Origin of the sequence: Streptomyces sp. NBC_01551, assembly GCF_026339935.1 — a bacterium.
Lineage (GTDB): Bacteria > Actinomycetota > Actinomycetes > Streptomycetales > Streptomycetaceae > Streptomyces.
Genome location: NZ_JAPEPX010000001.1, coordinates 6,364,078 through 6,380,569, shown reverse-complemented (window position 1 = coordinate 6,380,569; position 16,492 = coordinate 6,364,078). Strand labels below are relative to the sequence as shown.

The 16,492-nt window shown below is 73.2% G+C and carries 14 protein-coding genes; 8 read left to right on the top strand and 6 right to left on the bottom strand.

The features are described 5' to 3' along the window. Window positions 1-19 precede the first annotated feature (19 nt). A complete protein-coding gene (locus tag OG982_RS28685; RefSeq protein WP_266781867.1) occupies window positions 20-2,674 on the top strand; it encodes a SpoIIE family protein phosphatase/ATP-binding protein in 2,655 nt (884 codons plus the stop codon). Here the strand turns inward: OG982_RS28685 and OG982_RS28680 are convergent. The 4 genes from OG982_RS28680 to OG982_RS28665 are packed head-to-tail and all read right to left on the bottom strand — an operon-like array spanning window position 2,625 to window position 6,761. After that, window positions 2,625-3,449, bottom strand: a complete 825-nt coding sequence (locus tag OG982_RS28680) for a DUF1295 domain-containing protein (protein ID WP_266781869.1) — start codon at window positions 3,447-3,449, stop codon at window positions 2,625-2,627. The two genes, OG982_RS28685 and OG982_RS28680, sit on opposite strands and share 50 nt — an antisense overlap. Then, the gene (locus tag OG982_RS28675) at window positions 3,446-4,747 is read right to left on the bottom strand and encodes a cyclopropane-fatty-acyl-phospholipid synthase family protein (RefSeq protein WP_266949709.1); all 1,302 of its coding nucleotides are present in this window, start codon (window positions 4,745-4,747) and stop codon (window positions 3,446-3,448) included. The genes OG982_RS28680 and OG982_RS28675 overlap by 4 nt, the downstream gene beginning before the upstream one ends. Then, window positions 4,744-5,520 (bottom strand): DUF1365 domain-containing protein, encoded by a 777-nt coding sequence (locus OG982_RS28670; protein ID WP_266781871.1) that lies wholly within the window; start codon window positions 5,518-5,520, stop codon window positions 4,744-4,746. Before OG982_RS28670 ends, OG982_RS28675 begins: the two co-directional genes overlap by 4 nt. Continuing rightward, window positions 5,517-6,761: an NAD(P)/FAD-dependent oxidoreductase gene (locus OG982_RS28665; protein WP_266949707.1), complete on the bottom strand. Its 1,245-nt coding sequence runs from the start codon at window positions 6,759-6,761 to the stop codon at window positions 5,517-5,519. The genes OG982_RS28670 and OG982_RS28665 overlap by 4 nt, the downstream gene beginning before the upstream one ends. Window positions 6,762-7,166: 405 nt before the next feature. Here OG982_RS28665 and sigK point away from each other — a divergent pair, with 405 nt between their 5' ends. Together sigK and OG982_RS28655 are read left to right on the top strand one after the other, a co-directional pair. Then, window positions 7,167-7,691 (top strand): ECF RNA polymerase sigma factor SigK, encoded by a 525-nt coding sequence (gene sigK / locus OG982_RS28660; RefSeq protein WP_266791650.1) that lies wholly within the window; start codon window positions 7,167-7,169, stop codon window positions 7,689-7,691. Further along, window positions 7,688-8,437 carry an anti-sigma factor gene (locus tag OG982_RS28655; protein ID WP_266781874.1) on the top strand — a complete coding sequence of 250 codons (750 nt, stop codon included), beginning with the start codon at window positions 7,688-7,690 and terminating at the stop codon, window positions 8,435-8,437. The genes sigK and OG982_RS28655 overlap by 4 nt, the downstream gene beginning before the upstream one ends. A 323-nt stretch (window positions 8,438-8,760) precedes the next feature. Here OG982_RS28655 and OG982_RS28650 read toward each other — a convergent pair whose 3' ends face one another. Further along, window positions 8,761-9,924, bottom strand: a complete 1,164-nt coding sequence (locus OG982_RS28650; protein ID WP_266791652.1) for an agmatine deiminase family protein — start codon at window positions 9,922-9,924, stop codon at window positions 8,761-8,763. A 322-nt stretch (window positions 9,925-10,246) separates the two neighbouring features. Here OG982_RS28650 and OG982_RS28645 point away from each other — a divergent pair, with 322 nt between their 5' ends. The 4 genes from OG982_RS28645 (at window position 10,247) to OG982_RS28630 (ending at window position 14,615) form a co-directional block, all read left to right on the top strand. After that, window positions 10,247-10,798: a TetR/AcrR family transcriptional regulator gene (locus OG982_RS28645; protein ID WP_266781876.1), complete on the top strand. Its 552-nt coding sequence runs from the start codon at window positions 10,247-10,249 to the stop codon at window positions 10,796-10,798. A gap of 147 nt (window positions 10,799-10,945) precedes the next feature. After that, the gene (locus OG982_RS28640) at window positions 10,946-12,115 is read left to right on the top strand and encodes an agmatine/peptidylarginine deiminase (RefSeq protein WP_266949706.1); all 1,170 of its coding nucleotides are present in this window, start codon (window positions 10,946-10,948) and stop codon (window positions 12,113-12,115) included. Between the two features lie 17 nt (window positions 12,116-12,132). Then, complete coding sequence (gene ureA, locus OG982_RS28635) at window positions 12,133-12,852, top strand: urease subunit gamma (RefSeq protein WP_266949705.1); 720 nt, start codon at window positions 12,133-12,135, stop codon at window positions 12,850-12,852. Continuing rightward, entirely contained in the window at window positions 12,849-14,615 is a 1,767-nt protein-coding gene (locus tag OG982_RS28630; RefSeq protein ID WP_266949703.1) for an urease subunit alpha, read from the top strand. The genes ureA and OG982_RS28630 overlap by 4 nt, the downstream gene beginning before the upstream one ends. Window positions 14,616-14,635: 20 nt before the next feature. Here the strand turns inward: OG982_RS28630 and OG982_RS28625 are convergent, their stop codons facing one another. After that, window positions 14,636-15,208 carry a TetR/AcrR family transcriptional regulator gene (locus OG982_RS28625; RefSeq protein WP_266781880.1) on the bottom strand — a complete coding sequence of 191 codons (573 nt, stop codon included), beginning with the start codon at window positions 15,206-15,208 and terminating at the stop codon, window positions 14,636-14,638. 247 nt (window positions 15,209-15,455) lie between these two features. Between OG982_RS28625 and OG982_RS28620 the strand changes: the two genes are divergently transcribed. Next, window positions 15,456-16,478, top strand: a complete 1,023-nt coding sequence (locus tag OG982_RS28620; RefSeq protein ID WP_266781882.1) for an agmatine/peptidylarginine deiminase — start codon at window positions 15,456-15,458, stop codon at window positions 16,476-16,478. Window positions 16,479-16,492: the final 14 nt, after the last annotated feature.

Here is a 16,492-nt window from a genome sequence, read left to right as displayed (position 1 = left end):
GCCCGTGCCGGGGACGTCGGTGCGGTCACTGAGACGGAATCGCCCGCGAAGCGTCGCCCGACAGGTATTCGTCCTTCAGGTGGCGGTCGTGGTGCTGCTCGCCGCCGGGGCGGTACTCGCGCTGGTACTCCAGTCGCGTCACGACGTGGACCGCGAGGCCCGCGCCCGTTCGGTCGCGGTCGCGGAGACGTTCGCCCATTCGCTCGGGCTGCACGCGGCGCTCCAGACCCCGGATCCCACCAAGATCCTGCAACCGCTCACCGAGGAGACCCGCAAGGCCGCCGGGGTGGACTTCATCGTCGTCATGGACACGGAGGGGATCCGCTACACCCACCCCCTCCCCGACCGCATCGGGAAGAAGTTCGTCGGCACGATCGAACCGTCGCTCAACGGCGAGGTGTACACCGAAAGCGTGAAGGGGCCGCTCGGCCAGGAGATCCAGGCCGTGGTGCCGGTGTTCACCGACGACGGCCAGGTGGAGGCCCTGGTGTCGGCCGGGCTCACGGTCGAGAACGTCACCGGGGTGGTCAACCGGCAGCTCCCCGTCATCCTCGGCGCCAGCGCGGCGGCCCTGGCCCTGGCCACCGCGGGCGCGGCACTGATCAGCAGACGCCTGCGGCGCCAGACGCACGGACTCGGCCCGCTCGAAATGACCCGGATGTACGAGCACCACGACGCGGTGCTGCACGCCGTCCGCGAGGGCGTCCTGATCACCGACGGGGCCGGGGTGCTGCTGCTCGCCAACGACGAGGCCAAACGGCTGCTGCGGCTGCCGGCGGACGCCGAGGGGCAGCGCATCGACCGTGTGGGGCTCGACCGTCACCTGGGCGAGCTGCTGCTGTCCCGCCGGGTGGCCACCGACGAGGTGCACGAGGCCGGGGAGCGGCTGCTGGTGATCAACCAGCGGCCGACCAAGCCCGGTGGCGGGCCCGAGGGGGCGGCCGTCACCATCCGGGACTCGACCGAGATGCAGGTGCTCAGCACCCGCGCCGAGGCGGCCCGCAGGCGCCTGAAACTGCTCTACGACGCCGGGGTCGGCGTGGGCACGACCCTGGACGTGGAGCAGACCGCCCAGGAGCTGGCGGATGTCGCCGTACCCCGGTTCGCGGACTTCGCGACCGTCGATCTGGCGGAGCCGGTGCTGCACGGCGAGGAGCCCACCGCCGCGTCGGCCGACTTGCGCCGCACCGGGTTCAGCGGGATCCACGACGACGTGCCGCTCTACCCGCGCGGCAGGCTGATCGACTTCGTGGACTCCACCCCGCAGGCGCGCGGCCTCAGCAGCGGTCGGGCCGAGGTGGTGCCCCAGCTGGCCGACGCGACCGGCTGGCACGCCCAGGACCCGCCGCGGGCGCGGGCCATCATCGACTACGGCGTGCACTCGCTGATCACGGCCCCCCTCAAGGCCCGCGGGGTGGTGCTCGGCGTGGTCAACTTCTGGCGCTCGCAGAAGCCGGAGCCCTTCGACGAGGAGGACCTGTCGCTGGCGGAGGAGCTGGTCGCCCGGGCCGGGGTCAGCATCGACAACGCGCGCCGCTACACCCGTGAGCACACCCTGGCCGTGACCCTCCAGCGCAGCCTGCTGCCGCGCGACCTGCCCGAGCAGAGCGCCGTGGAGGTGGCCCACTACTACCTGCCCGCGCAGTCCGGGGTGGGCGGCGACTGGTTCGACGTGATCCCGCTCCCCGGCAGCCGGGTGGCGCTGGTCGTCGGGGACGTCGTCGGGCACGGTCTGCACGCCGCGGCGGCCATGGGCCGGCTGCGGACGGCCGTACTGAACTTCTCGTCCCTGGACCTGCCCCCCGACGAGCTGCTGGCCCGGCTGGACGACCTCGTGCAGTACATCGACCAGAGCGGCGGGGAGGGCGGCGGCGCCCAGGGCGGCCTGCTCGGCGCCACCTGCATGTACGCCGTGTACGACGCGGTGAACCAGCGCTGCACGGTGGCGCGGGCCGGGCACGTGCCGCCTGCGGTGGTGCGCCCGGACGGCACCGTGGAGATCCCCGAGCTGCCGGCGGGCGCGCCGCTGGGGCTGGGCGGGTTCCCCTTCGAGTCGGCGGAGCTGCAGCTCAGCGAGGGCACCCAGCTGGTGCTGTACACCGACGGGCTGGTCGAGGACCGGACGCGGGACATCGACGAGGGCCTGGACCTGCTGCGCGCCGCCCTGGCCCACGCGGACCGCAAGCCCGCCGAGACCTGCCGGGCGGTCCTCGAACGGCTGCTGCCGGTGCGGCCCCGCGACGACGTGGCCCTGCTGGTCGCCCGGACGTCGGCCCTGCCGGCGGACCACATCGCCGAATGGGACGTGCCGTTCGAGCCGAGCGCGGTCGGGGGCATGCGTGCCCTGGCCATGGCGAAGCTGGAGGAGTGGGGGCTCTCCGAGCTCACCTTCGGCACGGAACTGGTGCTGAGCGAGCTGATCACCAACGCCATCCGGCACGGCGCCGAGCCGGTCCGGGTCCGGCTGCTCCTCGACCGGGTGCTGACCTGCGAGGTCTTCGACGGCAGCAGCAGCTCACCGCGGCTGCACTACGCCACCACCACGGACGAGGGGGGTCGCGGCCTCTTCCTGGTGGCGCAGCTCAGCCGCCGGTGGGGGGCCAGGTACACGCCCGAGGGGAAGGTCATCTGGTCCGAGCAGGCCCTGCCGGACCCCGAGGCCGCCGGGGAATGAACCCGCTGGTGCGGGCGGTGTACGCGGCGTAGCCGGGCCGGTCGGCCAGATGGGCCTCCAGCAGGCGTTTGCCGCTGCCCTTGGTCAGCAGCAGGGTCATGACGACCGGCGAGAGCAGGGACATCAGGGCGGTCGGCCAGGTCCCGCAGGCCATCAGGTACAGGCCCCACCAGACCAGGCAGTCGCCGAAGTAGTTGGGGTGGCGGGTCCATGCCCACAGGCCCCGGTCCATGACCGTGCCGCGGTGGGCGGGATCGGCCTTGAACCGGGCGAGCTGGAAGTCCCCCACGGCCTCGAAGGCCAGCCCCACCGCCCACAGGACCGCACCGAGGACGGTGAGGACGCCGATGGGCGCGGCCACGTACGAGGCGGCCTGCACGGGCAGGGAGACCAGCCAGACCAGCGCTCCCTGGAGCAGGTAGACCTTGCGCAGCGCGCGCAGGCGCGGGCCGCCGCGCCCCCGGGCGAGGAGTCTCGCGTAGCGCGGGTCCTCGCCGTGGCCGCGGCCGCGCCGGGCGATGTGCGCCGCCAGCCGCACGCCCCACAGGAGGGTGGCGGCGGCGACGAGGAGCCGGCGGGCGTCGTCCCCGTACCCGGCGGAGAGGCCGTACGTGACCGCGGCGACGGCGGCGAAGGCGAGGCCCCAGGCGACGTCCACGATCCGGTGCGGCCCCTTGCGGACCGCGACGGCGAACGTCGCCAGCATGACCGCCAGGGCGGTGGCGCCGGCGGCGGCCAGGTTGGCCGCCAGGGCCTCCCGCGCCGCGCCGGTCACGCCCGGGGCTCCGGATCCGGCTGTGGTTCCTGCCCGGGGTCGGCCTCCGTGAGCAGGAGCTGGCGGACGTCGAGGTAGCGCGAGCGGAATCCGGCTTCGGAGTAGGACAGGTAGAGCTCCCACATCCGGCGGAACGTGCGGTCGAAGCCCAGCCTCTCCACGGCGTCGGCCCGCGAGGTGAAGCGCTCCCGCCACAGGCGCAGGGTCTGCGCGTAGTGGTCGGCGTACCCGTGGTCGGAGATGACGCGCAGGCCCACGGCGGCGGCGTTCTCCTCGATGGCCTCGCGGGAGGGGATCAGGCCGCCGGGGAAGACGTACTTGCTGATCCAGGTGTGGGTGGCGGCGGTGTCGAGCATCTGCCGGTGGCCCATGGTGATGGCCTGGAGCGCGATCCGGCCGCCGGGCAGCAGGGCCCGGCGCAGCGCGCCGAAGTACGCGGGCCAGTACTCGGCGCCGACCGCCTCGACCATCTCGACGCTGACCACGGCGTCGTAGCGGCCGTAGACGTCCCGGTAGTCCCGCAGCTCGACGTCCACCCGGCCGGCGAGGCCCGCCTCGGCGACGCGGCGTCGGGCGAGGTCGTGCTGTTCGACGGAGAGGGTCACGGTCGTCACCTGGGCGCCGCGCGCGGCCGCCCGCAGGGCGAGCTCGCCCCAGCCGGTGCCGATCTCCAGCAGGCGGGTGCCCTCGCCGACGTCGGCCAGGTCGAGCAGCCGGTCGATCTTGCGGTGCTGGGCGGTGCCGAGGGACTCCTGGCGGGCGGGGAAGGCGGCGAAGAGCGCCGAGGAGTAGGACAGCGTCTCGTCCAGGAACAGCGCGAACAGCTCGTTGGAGAGGTCGTAGTGGTGGTGGGCGTTCTCGCGCGCGCCCGACCGCGAGTTCAGTTGCGTCAGCGGCCTGCCGTGCGCCCAGGCCCCGCGAAGGCGCCGCAGCGGGGCGGGCACCAGTTCGTCCACGTGCGCGGCCAGTACGGTCAGCAGGCCGGGCAGGTCGTCGCTGTCCCACTCCCCCGCCATGTAGGACTCGCCGAACCCGATCAGGCCGTCGGCCCCGATCCGGCCGAAGAAGGCCTCCGGGTCGTGGACGGTGAGCGAGGGCCCGGTGCCGGTGGCCGGCCCGTCTCCGAAACGGCAGCGCAGGGGCAGCGCCGCCACCGCGCTCCGGATGATCCGGCGGGCGATGGCGGCGTGCCCGAACGGGGCCGCGGACGGCCGGGCCACGTCCGGCCAGGCCTGGGCGTCGACGTACGCGCGGGGCGGGTCGGGGGCATAGGCGGGGCGCGGGATCGAGAGGGTCACGGGGCGATGCCTTCCTGACGTACGGGTACGGGTACGGGGGCAGGGGCCGGGCGGGGGTGGACGGGCAGGCCGCGGAGGAAGAGGCGGATGCCGTGGCGGCGGATCCCGGCCGCGACGGCGGCCGTGGACCACGGGTGCCGGGCTGCCGCGCGCAGCAGCGCGAGCGGGGTGGCGCTCCGGCGCCGGCCGCGCAGGGTCGCGGTGAAGGGCCGCTGCCCGGCGCGCGCGAGCTGGACGGTGACGTCCAGCCGCTCGCGCGGTTCGGGCAGGCGCATGCGGTAGTGCCCGTCGACGGGGAAGAACGGCGAGACGGGGAAGTCCTTCGCGGCCTCGGCCCGGCCCGCCGCGTCGGGGCGCAGCAGGTAGCAGTGGCGCTGCCGGTAGGTGTTGTGGACCTCGGCGACGACGCAGACCCGCGCCCCGGTGCGGTCGTGGCACCAGTACAGCGTCAGGGGGTTGAACACGTAGCCGAAGACGCGGGCGTGGGCCAGCATCAGCACCCGGCCGCCGTCGAGCCGTACGCCCTGGGAGGCGAGGTAGGCGTCGAGGCCGGCGCGGATGGCCGGCGCGGCGCCGGTGAAGTGGTCGCGGCCGTCGAAGCGGGCCAACGGGCGCAGCATGCGCGGGAGTCGGGGCAGCGCGTCCAGATCGACGAGCCACATGTACGTGCGGTGCCGGAAGGCGTGCCGGAGCGGGGCGGTCCGCGCGTGCGCGACGACGCACTCGTACAGGGCCGGCGCCGCGGCGGGGGCGACGGCCGGTCCGGCGCTCACCACTCGACGCCCAGGGCGGCGGCCGCCCGTACGCCGGAGAGGCAGCCGTCCTCGTGGAAGCCCCAGCCGTGGTAGGCGCCGGCGTAGGCGGTGCCGCGTATGTTGAGCCGGGGCAACTCCCGTTGCGCGGCCACCGACGCGTGGGTGTAGACGGGGTGCGCGTACCGCATGCGGGCGAGGGCCTGGTCGGGGTCGACGTGGTCGCCCGGGTTGAGGGTGACGACGTACTCCGTGGCACCGGGCAGCCGCTGGAGGCGGGTCATGTCGTAGCTGACCCGCACGGCGTCGGCGGCGGTGCGGCAGTCGGCCAGGTGGTAGTTCCAGGACGCGCGGGCCCGGGGCGAGCGGGGCAGCAGGCCGGTGTCGGTGTGCAGGACGGCCGGGTTGGCCTCGTACGTGAACGCGCCCAGGATCCTGCGCTCGTCCGGGGTGGGGTCGATCAGCAGGCGCAGGGCCTGGTCGGGGTGGGTGGCGATCACCATCGCGTCGTAGGCGTCGGTGAGGCCGTCCGCGGTGGTGACGAGGACGGCTCCGGGGTGGCGGCTGACCCGGGTCACCGGGGTGGAGGTGCGGACGTCGCCGATCTCCTTGACGATCCGGTCGACGTAGGCGGAGCTGCCGCCGGTGACGGTCTTCCACTGCGGGGATCCGGTGAGTGAGAGCAGTCCGTGGTGGTCGAGGAAGCGGAACAGGTAAGCGGCCGGGTAGGACAGGGCGGTCCGCGCGGGGCAGGACCAGACGGCGGCGACGAGAGGGGTGATGAAGTGCGAGACGAAGTACGGGGAGAAGCCGCCGTCACTGAGGAAGTCGCCCAGGGTGTGGTGCTCGGGGCGGCTCTCGCGCAGCAGCGTGCGGGCGCGGCGGTGGAAGAGCGGCACCTCGGCCAGCAGCCGCAGGTAGCGGCCGCGCAGGGCGGGTCGGCCGGTGAACAGGCCCGCCGCGCCGCGCGCCCCGGCGTACTCGAGGCCGCAGCCGTCGCACCGGACGGACATGCTCATCTCGGAGTCCTGGGTGGACACGCCGAGTTCGCCGAAGAGCCGAAGGAGGGTGGGGTAGGTGCGTTCGTTGTGGACGATGAAACCCGAGTCCACGCGTACGGTTCCGCCGCCGTCGGCGGGGAGTTCGTGGGTGTGGGCGTGGCCTCCGACCCGGTCGTCGGCCTCGTAGAGGGTGACCTCGCAGGCCTTCCCCAGGACGTGGGCGGCGGTCAGTCCCGCGACGCCGCTTCCGATGACGGCCACTCTCCGCGTGTGCACAGGTACCAGCTCCCCACGAGTCGCCACGCCGCCAGGGGCGGCCGTTCACGGGTACTTCGGCGCGGACGGGACCCCGGATTGGTCCGCCTTGCGGTCACGTTCCGGTGGAGTTCCTGTTGGCTTCCGCTACGCGGCGCAATTGCCGGACGACCAGGGCAATCCGTACGGGTGTCCACTCCGAAGAGGGCTCAGGAGCCGGGCCCGCGTACTGTGCGGGTCCCGGTTGATCCCGACCCGAAGGACTGTCATGCAATGGACGCAGACGCATCCCGGCAGACCGCCCGCCCCCACCGGGCGCCGCGCGGCGCGGGCCGGCGGGAAGGGGCGGCGGTGAGGCAACCTCTCCCCTTCGTCGCCCGCGACGGCGGCGGTTCGCCCCTCGAGGACCTGATGGCCCGGGTGGCCCGCGGCGACAAGGACGCGTTCTCCGCGCTCTACGACGCCCTCGCCGGCACGGTCTTCGGGATCGTCGTGCGGGTCGTGCGCGACCGGGCCCAGTCCGAGGAGGTGGCTCAGGAGGTGATGATCGACCTCTGGCGCCAGGCCGCCCGGTACCGGCCCGACCAGGGCAGCGTGCCCGCCTGGGCGGCCACCCTCGCGCACCGCCGCGCCGTCGACCGGGTCCGCTCGGCCCAGGCCTCGACCAACCGCGAGTACGACCGGGCGGCGCGCGAGCAGCAGCGGCCGTACGACGAGGTGGCCGAGCAGGTCGAGACCCGGCTGGAGAGCGAACAGGTGCGGCGGTGCATGCGCGGGCTGACCGAACTCCAGCGCCAGGCCGTCACGTTGGCCTACTACCAGGGCCTGACCTACCGTGAAGTCGCCGAGACGCTTCGCGCACCGCTTCCGACCATCAAGACACGCATGCGCGACGGGCTGATCCGGCTGCGCGACTGCATGGGGGTGACCACATGAGAAACGAAGCAGACCTGCACACCCTCACCGGCGCCTACGCCCTTCACGCCCTGAGCGGCGAGGAGCACGCCGCGTTCACCGCGCACCTCGCGCAGTGCGGATCCTGCCGCCAGGAAGTGGCCGAGTTCGGCGGTACGACCGCCCGCCTCGCCGCCGCGGTGTCCGCGCCGCCGCCGGCGCGGATGAAGGACGCGGTGATGCACGGCATCGACTCCGTACGGCAGGTGCCGCCGCGGCTGCCGGCGGAGGACCGGCCCCGTACGGTCGGCTCCGTCCTGCGCCGCAAGGCGCTACCGCTGGCGCTCGCCGCCTCCGTCGCTGCGGCGGCCGCGTTCGGCGGGCTCGCCGTGTGGCAGCAGCAACAGGCCGAGGAGGCCCGGCAGCAGGCTCAGGGCACGGAGCTGCGGATGCGGGACGTGACCGCCGTGCTGGCGGCGCCCGACGCCCGCACGGTGCACGGCCGCACCAGCACCGGCGCCGTCACCTCCGTGGTCGGCTCGCAGCGGCTGAACCGAGCCGTTTTCGTGGGCGCGGGACTCCCCGAACCGGGGCCGGGCCGGACGTACCAGCTCTGGTACGACGACCACGGCACCATGCGCCCGGCCGGGCTGCTGGACCGCGACGGAGCCACCCTCCTCCAGGGCGACCTGCGCAAGGCCGTCGGTGTGGGCCTCACCCTCGAACCCGCCGGGGGCTCACCGCAGCCCACTTCCGCGCCCTTGATGCTGCTGGCCCTGCCCGCCTGAGAACGGCGGCGGCGCGGGGCGGCGGGGCGGCCGTGGTCCGGATCTCGGAGCCGCGCCCGCCGGAGCGGGTCGGCGCCTGAGGGGTTTGAGGCCCCCTTGGGTCCTTTGCAGCTGCTCGGCCGGGTCACGCCAGGTCGAGCAGCTGCTCGTCCATCCGGTCAGGTCTCCCCTGCGCCCGGTCCTCTCCCGTTTCGCCCTCGGACGTCGCCCGGACCACCCGCGCTGCCGTCCAGACCGCGCACGTCCCGCACACCCTGCCTGGCAACTGTGTCCCCGTCCACGAGTCCAAGCGGCCCGTCCCGTCCGCGGCCTGAGCTGGCGCGCTACTCGGTCGGCTTGCCCGGCTGGTCGTGGGTCGAGCAGTGGATGCCGCCGCCGCCCGAGGCGATGGTGTCGATCTTCACCGGCACGATGTCACGGTCCGGGAAGTGCTCCTGGAGGATGCCCTTCGCGCGGTCGTCCGCCCGGGCGTCCCCGAAGCGGGGCATGAAGACGGCGCCGTTGGCCACGTAGAAGTTCGCGTACGTGGAAACGAACGCGTCACCACGGCCGGTGATCTTGTCCAGGTCGGGCTGGGGCAGGTCGACGACCTCCAGGCGCTTGCCCCGCGCGTCCGTCGCGTCCTTGAACACGCCCCTCGCCTGGTCGGCCGCGCGGGACCACACGTCGGGCGGGGAGTCGGGGAACGCCTGGTCCAGGAGGACGACGCCGGGGGCCGTGAAGCGGACGAGGCTGTCGACGTGCGCGTCCGTGATGTCCTGGCCTCGCACGCCGGCGAGCCAGATCACCTTCTTGACGCCGAGGGCGTCCTTGAGCTCGGCCTCGATCCGGTCGCGGCTCTTGCCGGGGTTGCGGTTGTCGTTGACGACCGAGCTCTCGGTGACCAGGAGGGTCCCCTGGCCGTCGGTCTCGAAGGAGCCGCCCTCGGCGACGAGCGGCGCCCGCACCCGCTCGATGCCGTACTTCGCGAGCAGGAGCCGACCCACCTGGGCGTCGTTGCGGTGCTCCTGCTTGTTGCCCCACCCGCTGAAGTTGAAGTCGACGCCCAGGGCCTTGCCCTTGCCGGGCTGCTCCACGAACACCGGCACGGTGTCGCGCGCCCAGAGGTCGTCCACCGGCAGCGCGATCACCTCGACGTCGGAACCGCAGGCCTGCTGGGCCGCCGCCTGCTGCTCGGGGCGGGCGAGCAGCACCACGGGTTCGTACGCGGCCACCGCGCGGGCCACGCGGGCGATGTCGGCCCGTACCGCCGGCAGGTCCTCGTACCAGACGTTCTCCAGGGCGGGCCAGGACATGAACGTGCGGGCGTGGCTCTCCCACTCGGCGCCGAACCTGCGCCCCGCGCCGCTCTCCTCGCGCGCACCGGGGGCGGACGAGGCGGCCGGGTCCGCCGGGTCGGAGGAGGGAGCGCAGCCGGCGGCTCCGAGGGCGAGGGCGCCGCCGGCGAGGGCGCGCAGCGCCGTGCGACGGGAGAGGGGGGAGGACAGGGGCGAAGGGGACACAGAGGGCTCCGGCATTCAGCTGAGGGCTTTCACCGAGGGGCAGCGGTCAGGGCCGCGCTCGCAGAACGTCGTCCGTTCCATTGTCGGCACGAGGCACACGACACGGCGATCCAGCGGCCGTGCCGCGGACCCGGGACGGACCATCGAGTTCCGCGGCGATGTACCCCACTCTGCCACTGACTGGATATTCAGTCAATTGCCGCCCGCCGGATCCCAACCGGCTGTAATTTCGGTCAGGACCGAGGTCGTGGTGGAGATCGACGCCCGGGTAGGGTGTCGGCTTGTGGCTGACCGTCGAACAGCAATCATGGAAGGGGCCGCGCGGGTCATCGCCCGACGCGGCGTGCGCGGCCTGCGCGTGGAGGAACTCGCCGCCGAGGCGGGCGTGTCCACCGCGTTGATCTACTACCACTTCAAGGATCGCGCCGGGATCATGCGCGCGACCCTGGAGTTCATCAACGATCGGGCCGGGCGGTACACCACGGAACGGGAGCCCGACGCTCCGCCGCTCGACGCGCGGGGCGAACTGGAGGAGACCCTCCTCCTCGAATTCCAGGACAGCCCCGAGGTCCGCGAGAACAGCACGGCCTGGGGAGAGCTCCGGGCCAGTGCGGTGTTCGACCCCGATCTGCGCGAGGACCTCGCCCGCGCGACCCTGGTATGGGTGCAGGAGGTGGGCGAGCTCCTGGGCCGGGTCCGGCCGATGGCCGGCGCGGCAGCCCTCGCCGGAGCCGCCGAACGTCTGACGGCGCTGGTGGAAGGCCTCAGCTCGCGCTGGCTGAGCGGCAGCCTGCCCCTGGGGCACGCGCGCGAGCTGATGGCCACGGCCATCGCGGCCGAACTCGACCGACTCTCCTAGGGGGCTCGCCCGACTCTCCTGGCGGGCTCGCCCGACCCGGCTCCTGCCGCGTCGGGCTTTCGTTTGACCCGCACCTTGACTGAATTTTCAGTCAATGGCAGAGTCGAGCCACACCTCCTCCTCCCCCCAAGAGATCCGGAGAGACCCATGAGCGCATCCCACGGCGACAGCCGCTCCCTCCTCGGCCGCCTGCTCGGCGGCTCGGCCGAACCCTCGCGCAGGTGCGTCCTCGGCGCCGCCGGCGTCGGGGCGGCCGGTGTGGCGCTGGGCGCCCTCGCCATGGCCCCGCAGCGGGCCAGCGCGGCGGCGCCGCGCTGGTGGGTGGACCGGGACGACGTCCCCCACGCCCGCACCTGGATGTCCTGGCCGACCCGCACGTCCATCTGGGGCGGCCGACGGCTGGCCGGGGTCCAGGAGGACATCGCCCTGATCGCCCGGACGATCGCTCGCTACGAGCCGGTGGCGATGTGCGCCCCGGGCGCCGATGCCGCCGCCACCGCCCGGTCCCGCTGCGGCCCGGCGGTCACCGTCCTCGACTCGATCCCGACGGACGACCTCTGGATGCGGGACACCGCGCCGGTCTTCCGCCGGGACGGCCGCGGCGGGCTCGACGCGATCGGCCTCAACTTCAACGGCTGGGGCAGGAAGCAGACCCACTCCCGTGACGCCGAAGTCGCCCGGCGCATCGCGGACGACGGCTACCTCTCCTTCACCAGGACGGACTTCGTCGGTGAGGGCGGCGCGATCGAGACCGACGGCGACGGCACCGTGATGGCCACCGAGAGCAGCCTCGTCAACAAGAACCGCAACCCCGGCATGAGCCGGGCCGAGATCGAGGACGCCGTCCTGCACGCGTACGGCGCGGACCGGATGATCTGGGTCCCGGGCATCAAGGGCAAGGACATCACCGACGACCACATCGACGTGACCTCGCGCTTCGTGCGGCCGGGTGTGGTCATGGTGCAGGTCCCGCCGACGGACCGCGACGACGTGTGGGCGCGGGACGCCCGTGAACAGTTCTCCGTCCTCTCCGGCGCGACCGACGCACGCGGGCGGCGGCTGAAGGTGATCCGCGTCGAGGGCCCCGACACCGTCCGGTCGAAGGACTCCCAGTTCGTGGACTCGTACCTCAACTTCCACGTGGTCAACGGGGCGGTCGTCACCGCCCAGTTCGGTGACGCGGCGAAGGACGCCGCCGCCAAGCGGGCCCTGGCGGAGGCCTATCCGGGGCGGACGGTCGTCCAGCTCGACGTCGACCGGCTGATGGCGGGCGGCGGCGGCATCCACTGCTCCACGATGCACGAACCCCTTCCGTAGCTCCCAGATGAGGCAGTATGCGACTGACACCGACCGAGCGGGACCGGCTGCTGCTCTTCACGGCGGCGGAGCTGGCCCGCGCCCGGCGTGAGCGGGGTGTGAAGCTCAACGTGCCGGAAGCCACGGCGCTGATCGCGGACACCGTGTGCGAAGCGGCCCGCGACGGCTGCCGGCTGGCCGAGGCGATCGAGGCGGGGCGGCGCGTTCTGAGCGCCGACGAGGTACTGCCCGGCGTTCCCGATGTGGTGACCACCCTTCAGGTCGAGGCGGTGTTCGAGGACGGCACCCGGCTGTGCGTCGTCGACGACCCCTTCGGGCAGCGGGGTTCGCTGGGCGCCGACGCCCCGGGCGCGGCCCTGCCCGGGGACGGGGCGGGCTACCACCCCGCCGAACCGACACTGCGACTGCCCGTGCGCAACACGGCGGCCGTGCCCATCAGCGTCACCTCGCACTTCCACTTCTTCGAGGCGAACCCGCGCCTGGCCTTCGACCGCGCGGCGGCGTACGGCACCCGGCTCGCGGTCCCGGCCGGCTCCTCCGTCCGGTTCGACGCCGGGTCCACCGCCTCGGTGGAGCTGCTTCCGATCGGCGGGGCCCGCGTCGCGATCGGGTTCGCGGGGCTGGTCGACGGCCCCCTGGACGCCCCCGGCGCACGCGAGGCCGCGCTGGCCAAGGCCCGCGCCACGGGCTACCTCACCGCATTTCCGGACCAGGAGCAGGAGCGCGAGCAGGCATGAGTGGCAGCATTTTCGACGCGGCGGGCTGCCACGGCCGCCCCGGTGCGGTCCCGGCGGACGGCGGCGACCCCTACGACTACGTCGCGGTCCACGGTCCCCGGGCCGGGGACCGGGTCCGGCTCGGCGACTCCGGGCTGACCGTCCGGGTCGAGTACGACGCCCAGAAGCCCGGGGACGAGTTCCTGGCCGGCTTCGGCAAGACCGCCCGCGACGGCCTGCACCTGAAGGCCGCCGCCGTCCGCGAGACCTGCGACGTCGTGATCAGCAACGTGCTGGTCATCGACGCCGTCCTCGGCATCCGCAAGGTCTCCGTCGGCATCCGCGAGGGCCGCATCCACGCCATCGGCCGGGCCGGGAACCCGGACACCCTGGACGGGGTCGACGTCGTCGTCGGCACCGGCACCTCGATCGTCTCCGGCGAAGGCATGATCGCCACCGCCGGCGCCGTGGACACCCATGTCCACCTGCTCTCGCCGCGGATCATGGAGGCCTCGCTCGCCGCGGGCGTCACCACCGTCATCGGCCAGGAGTTCGGCCCGGTCTGGGGCGTCGGCGTCAACTCCCCCTGGGCGCTCAAGCACGCCTTCAACGCCTTCGACGCCTGGCCGGTGAACATCGGCTTCCTCGCCCGCGGCTCCTCCTCCGACGCCGCCCCGCTGGTCGAGGCGCTGGCCGAGGGCGGCGCCTCCGGTTTCAAGGTCCACGAGGACATGGGCGCCCACACCCGCGCCCTGGACACCGCCCTGCGCGTGGCCGAGGAGCACGACGTACAGGTCGCCCTGCACAGCGACGGCCTCAACGAATGCCTCTCCGTCGAGGACACCCTGCGCGTCCTGGACGGCCGCACCATCCACGCCTTCCACATCGAGGGCTGCGGCGGCGGACACGTCCCCAACGTCCTCAAGATGGCCGGCGTCCCCAACGTCATCGGCTCCTCCACCAACCCCACCCTCCCCTTCGGCCGCGACGCGCTGGGCGAGCATTTCGGCATGATCGTCTCGGCGCACGACCTCAGGCTGGACCTGCCCGGCGACGCGGCCATGGCCCGCGACCGGATCCGCGCCGGCACCATGGGCGCCGAGGACGTCCTGCACGACCTCGGGGTCATCGGCATCACCTCCTCGGACGCCCAGGGCATGGGGCGGGCCGGCGAGACGGTACGCCGCACCTTCGCCCTGGCCGGGAAGATGAAGGCCGAGCTGGGCCCGCTGGACGGCGAGGGCTCGTACGGCACGGCGGCGGGCGGGGACGACAACGAGCGGGTCCTGCGGTACATGGCCAAGCTGACGATCAACCCGGCCATCGCCCACGGCCTGGCCCACGAGATCGGCTCCATCGAGGTCGGCAAGCTCGCCGACATCGTGCTGTGGTGGCCACGCTACTTCGGCGCGAAACCGCAACTGGTCCTCAAGTCGGGCTTCCCGGCCTACGGGGTCACCGGCGATCCCAACGCGTCGACCGACCGGTGCGAACCGCTGGTCCTCGGCCCGCAGTTCGGCGCCTACGGCGCCACCGCCGCCGACATCTCCGTCGCCTTCGTCTCGGCCGCCGCCGCGAACCTCGGCAGCGACCGGATGCCGACCCGGCGCCGCCGCGTCGCCGTCCGCGGCACCCGCGGCATCGGGCCGCGCAGCATGCTCCGCAACGCCCGCACCGGCACGGTCGACGTACACCCCGCTACCGGCCTGGTGTCACTCGACGGCGAGCCGCTCGTCTCGGAGCCCACCGACTCGGTCTCGCTCAGCCGCCTCTACTTCCTGTAGCCGGCGGGGCGTTCCGGACGTCAGCCGTGGTCCAGTTCGGCCTCGATGGCGTCCGCCAGGAGCCGGCGCGCGTGCTCCAGCGGGAGGGAGCCGCTGAGCCAGCGGACGCTGAGGCCTTCGAGGAGGGCCGTCAGGCGTTCGGCGGCGGCCGCGTGCGCCGGAGCCGTGCCCGTGGGCCGGGCGTGGGCGAGGAGGTCGGCGATCTCGTGGACCCAGGTGTGCGTGGCCTTGGCGACGTCCTCCCGCAGGTCGGCGTCGAAGACGGCGCTCGCCCGCAGCTCTCCCCACGCGGTGCTGTTCTCGCGTACTTCCGGGGTGTCCTGGAGTTCCAGCAGCAGGACCTGCGCCAGTTCGGTCCGGGGGTCGACCGGCGCCAGGCCGGGCTCCCGCTCGGCCGTGTAGCGGTCGGCGCGATCGCTGATGAACTCCAGGGTCCGCCGCAGGATCCCGGCGCGATCGGTGAAGTGGTAGTAGATCAGCGAGGTGGAGACCCCCGCCTCGGCTGCCAGCTCTCCCACGCGAAGGCCGCGCACGCCACGGCGGGCGATCACTCGCGTGGCGGCTCTGAGTATTTCTGTTCGACGGTCTGACACGAGGTGTCACTCTACCCGCCGACTCCGTCACCTGGGGCTATTTCCTGACCGGATCTTCAGGGCCGATCAGGCGCCCCGTCGAGGCGATCACACCTGGCCACAGGGTGGCCCAGTGCCCCCATGAGGCCGATTCCGCAACTGCTTGGCCAGAACCATTGACTGAATTTTCAGTTCGGTGAAGGATGCGGGGCACATCACCGGCACACTCCTTCTCTGAACTGACTGAATATTCACACAGGAGCAGACCATGACGAGTTTCCGCATGCCGGCCGAGTGGGCCGAGCACGAGCGCTGCCTGATGGCCTGGCCCACCCGCCAGGAGCTGTGGGGTGAGGTCTTCGACGCGGTGAAGGCGGAATACGCGCAGGTCGCGAGCGCGATCGCGGAATTCGAACCGGTCACCGTGGTGGCCCTGCCCGGCAGCGGAGCCGAGGCCCGCGCCCTGTGCGGCGCGGGTGTCGAGGTGGTCGAGCTGCCCCTGGACGACTCCTGGTTCCGCGACTCCGGGCCGATCTTCGTCCTCGGGCCCGACGGGGAGCGCGCCGGCGTCGACTTCCGCTTCAACGCCTGGGGCGGCAAGCACCACCCCTACGACACCGACGACAAGATCGCGGCCGCCCTGCTGGAGCACCTCGGCGTGGAGCGCGTCGCGTCCGACATGATCCTCGAAGGCGGCTCCGTCACCGTCGACGGCGAGGGCACGCTGATCACCACGGATCAGTGTCTGCTCCACCCGAACCGCAACCCGGGGATGAGCAAGGCGGAGATCGAGGCGGAGCTGATCGCCCGCCTCGGCGTCACCAAGGTGATCTGGCTGCCGTACGGCGGCCTGCTGGACACCGAGACCGACGGGCACGTGGACGGGGTCTGCGCGTTCGTCGCCCCGGGCACGGTGGTGGTGCAGCTCCCGAGCGACCCCGCCCACCCCGACTACGAGCGGATGCGCGCGAACCGCGCCGTGCTGGAGTCCGCCACGGACGCCGCCGGGCGCCCGCTGGAGATCATCGACCTGCCGCAGAGCGCGTTCGTGGAGGTGGCCGGCCGCCGCACCGAGGTCGGGTACCTGAACTTCTACGTCGCCAACGGCGGCGTCGTCGTCCCGGTCGCGGGCCTGACCGAGGACGAGGGGGCGCTGGCCGTCATCGCGGCCGCGCTGCCCGGCCGCAAGGTCGTCGGCGTCCGCTCGCGCGTGATCGCGTACGGCGGTGGCGGCGTCCACTGCATCACCCAGCAGGTGCCCGCCGCGGCGCCCGTCGCCACCTCCCGCTGAGCATGGAAGAGAGA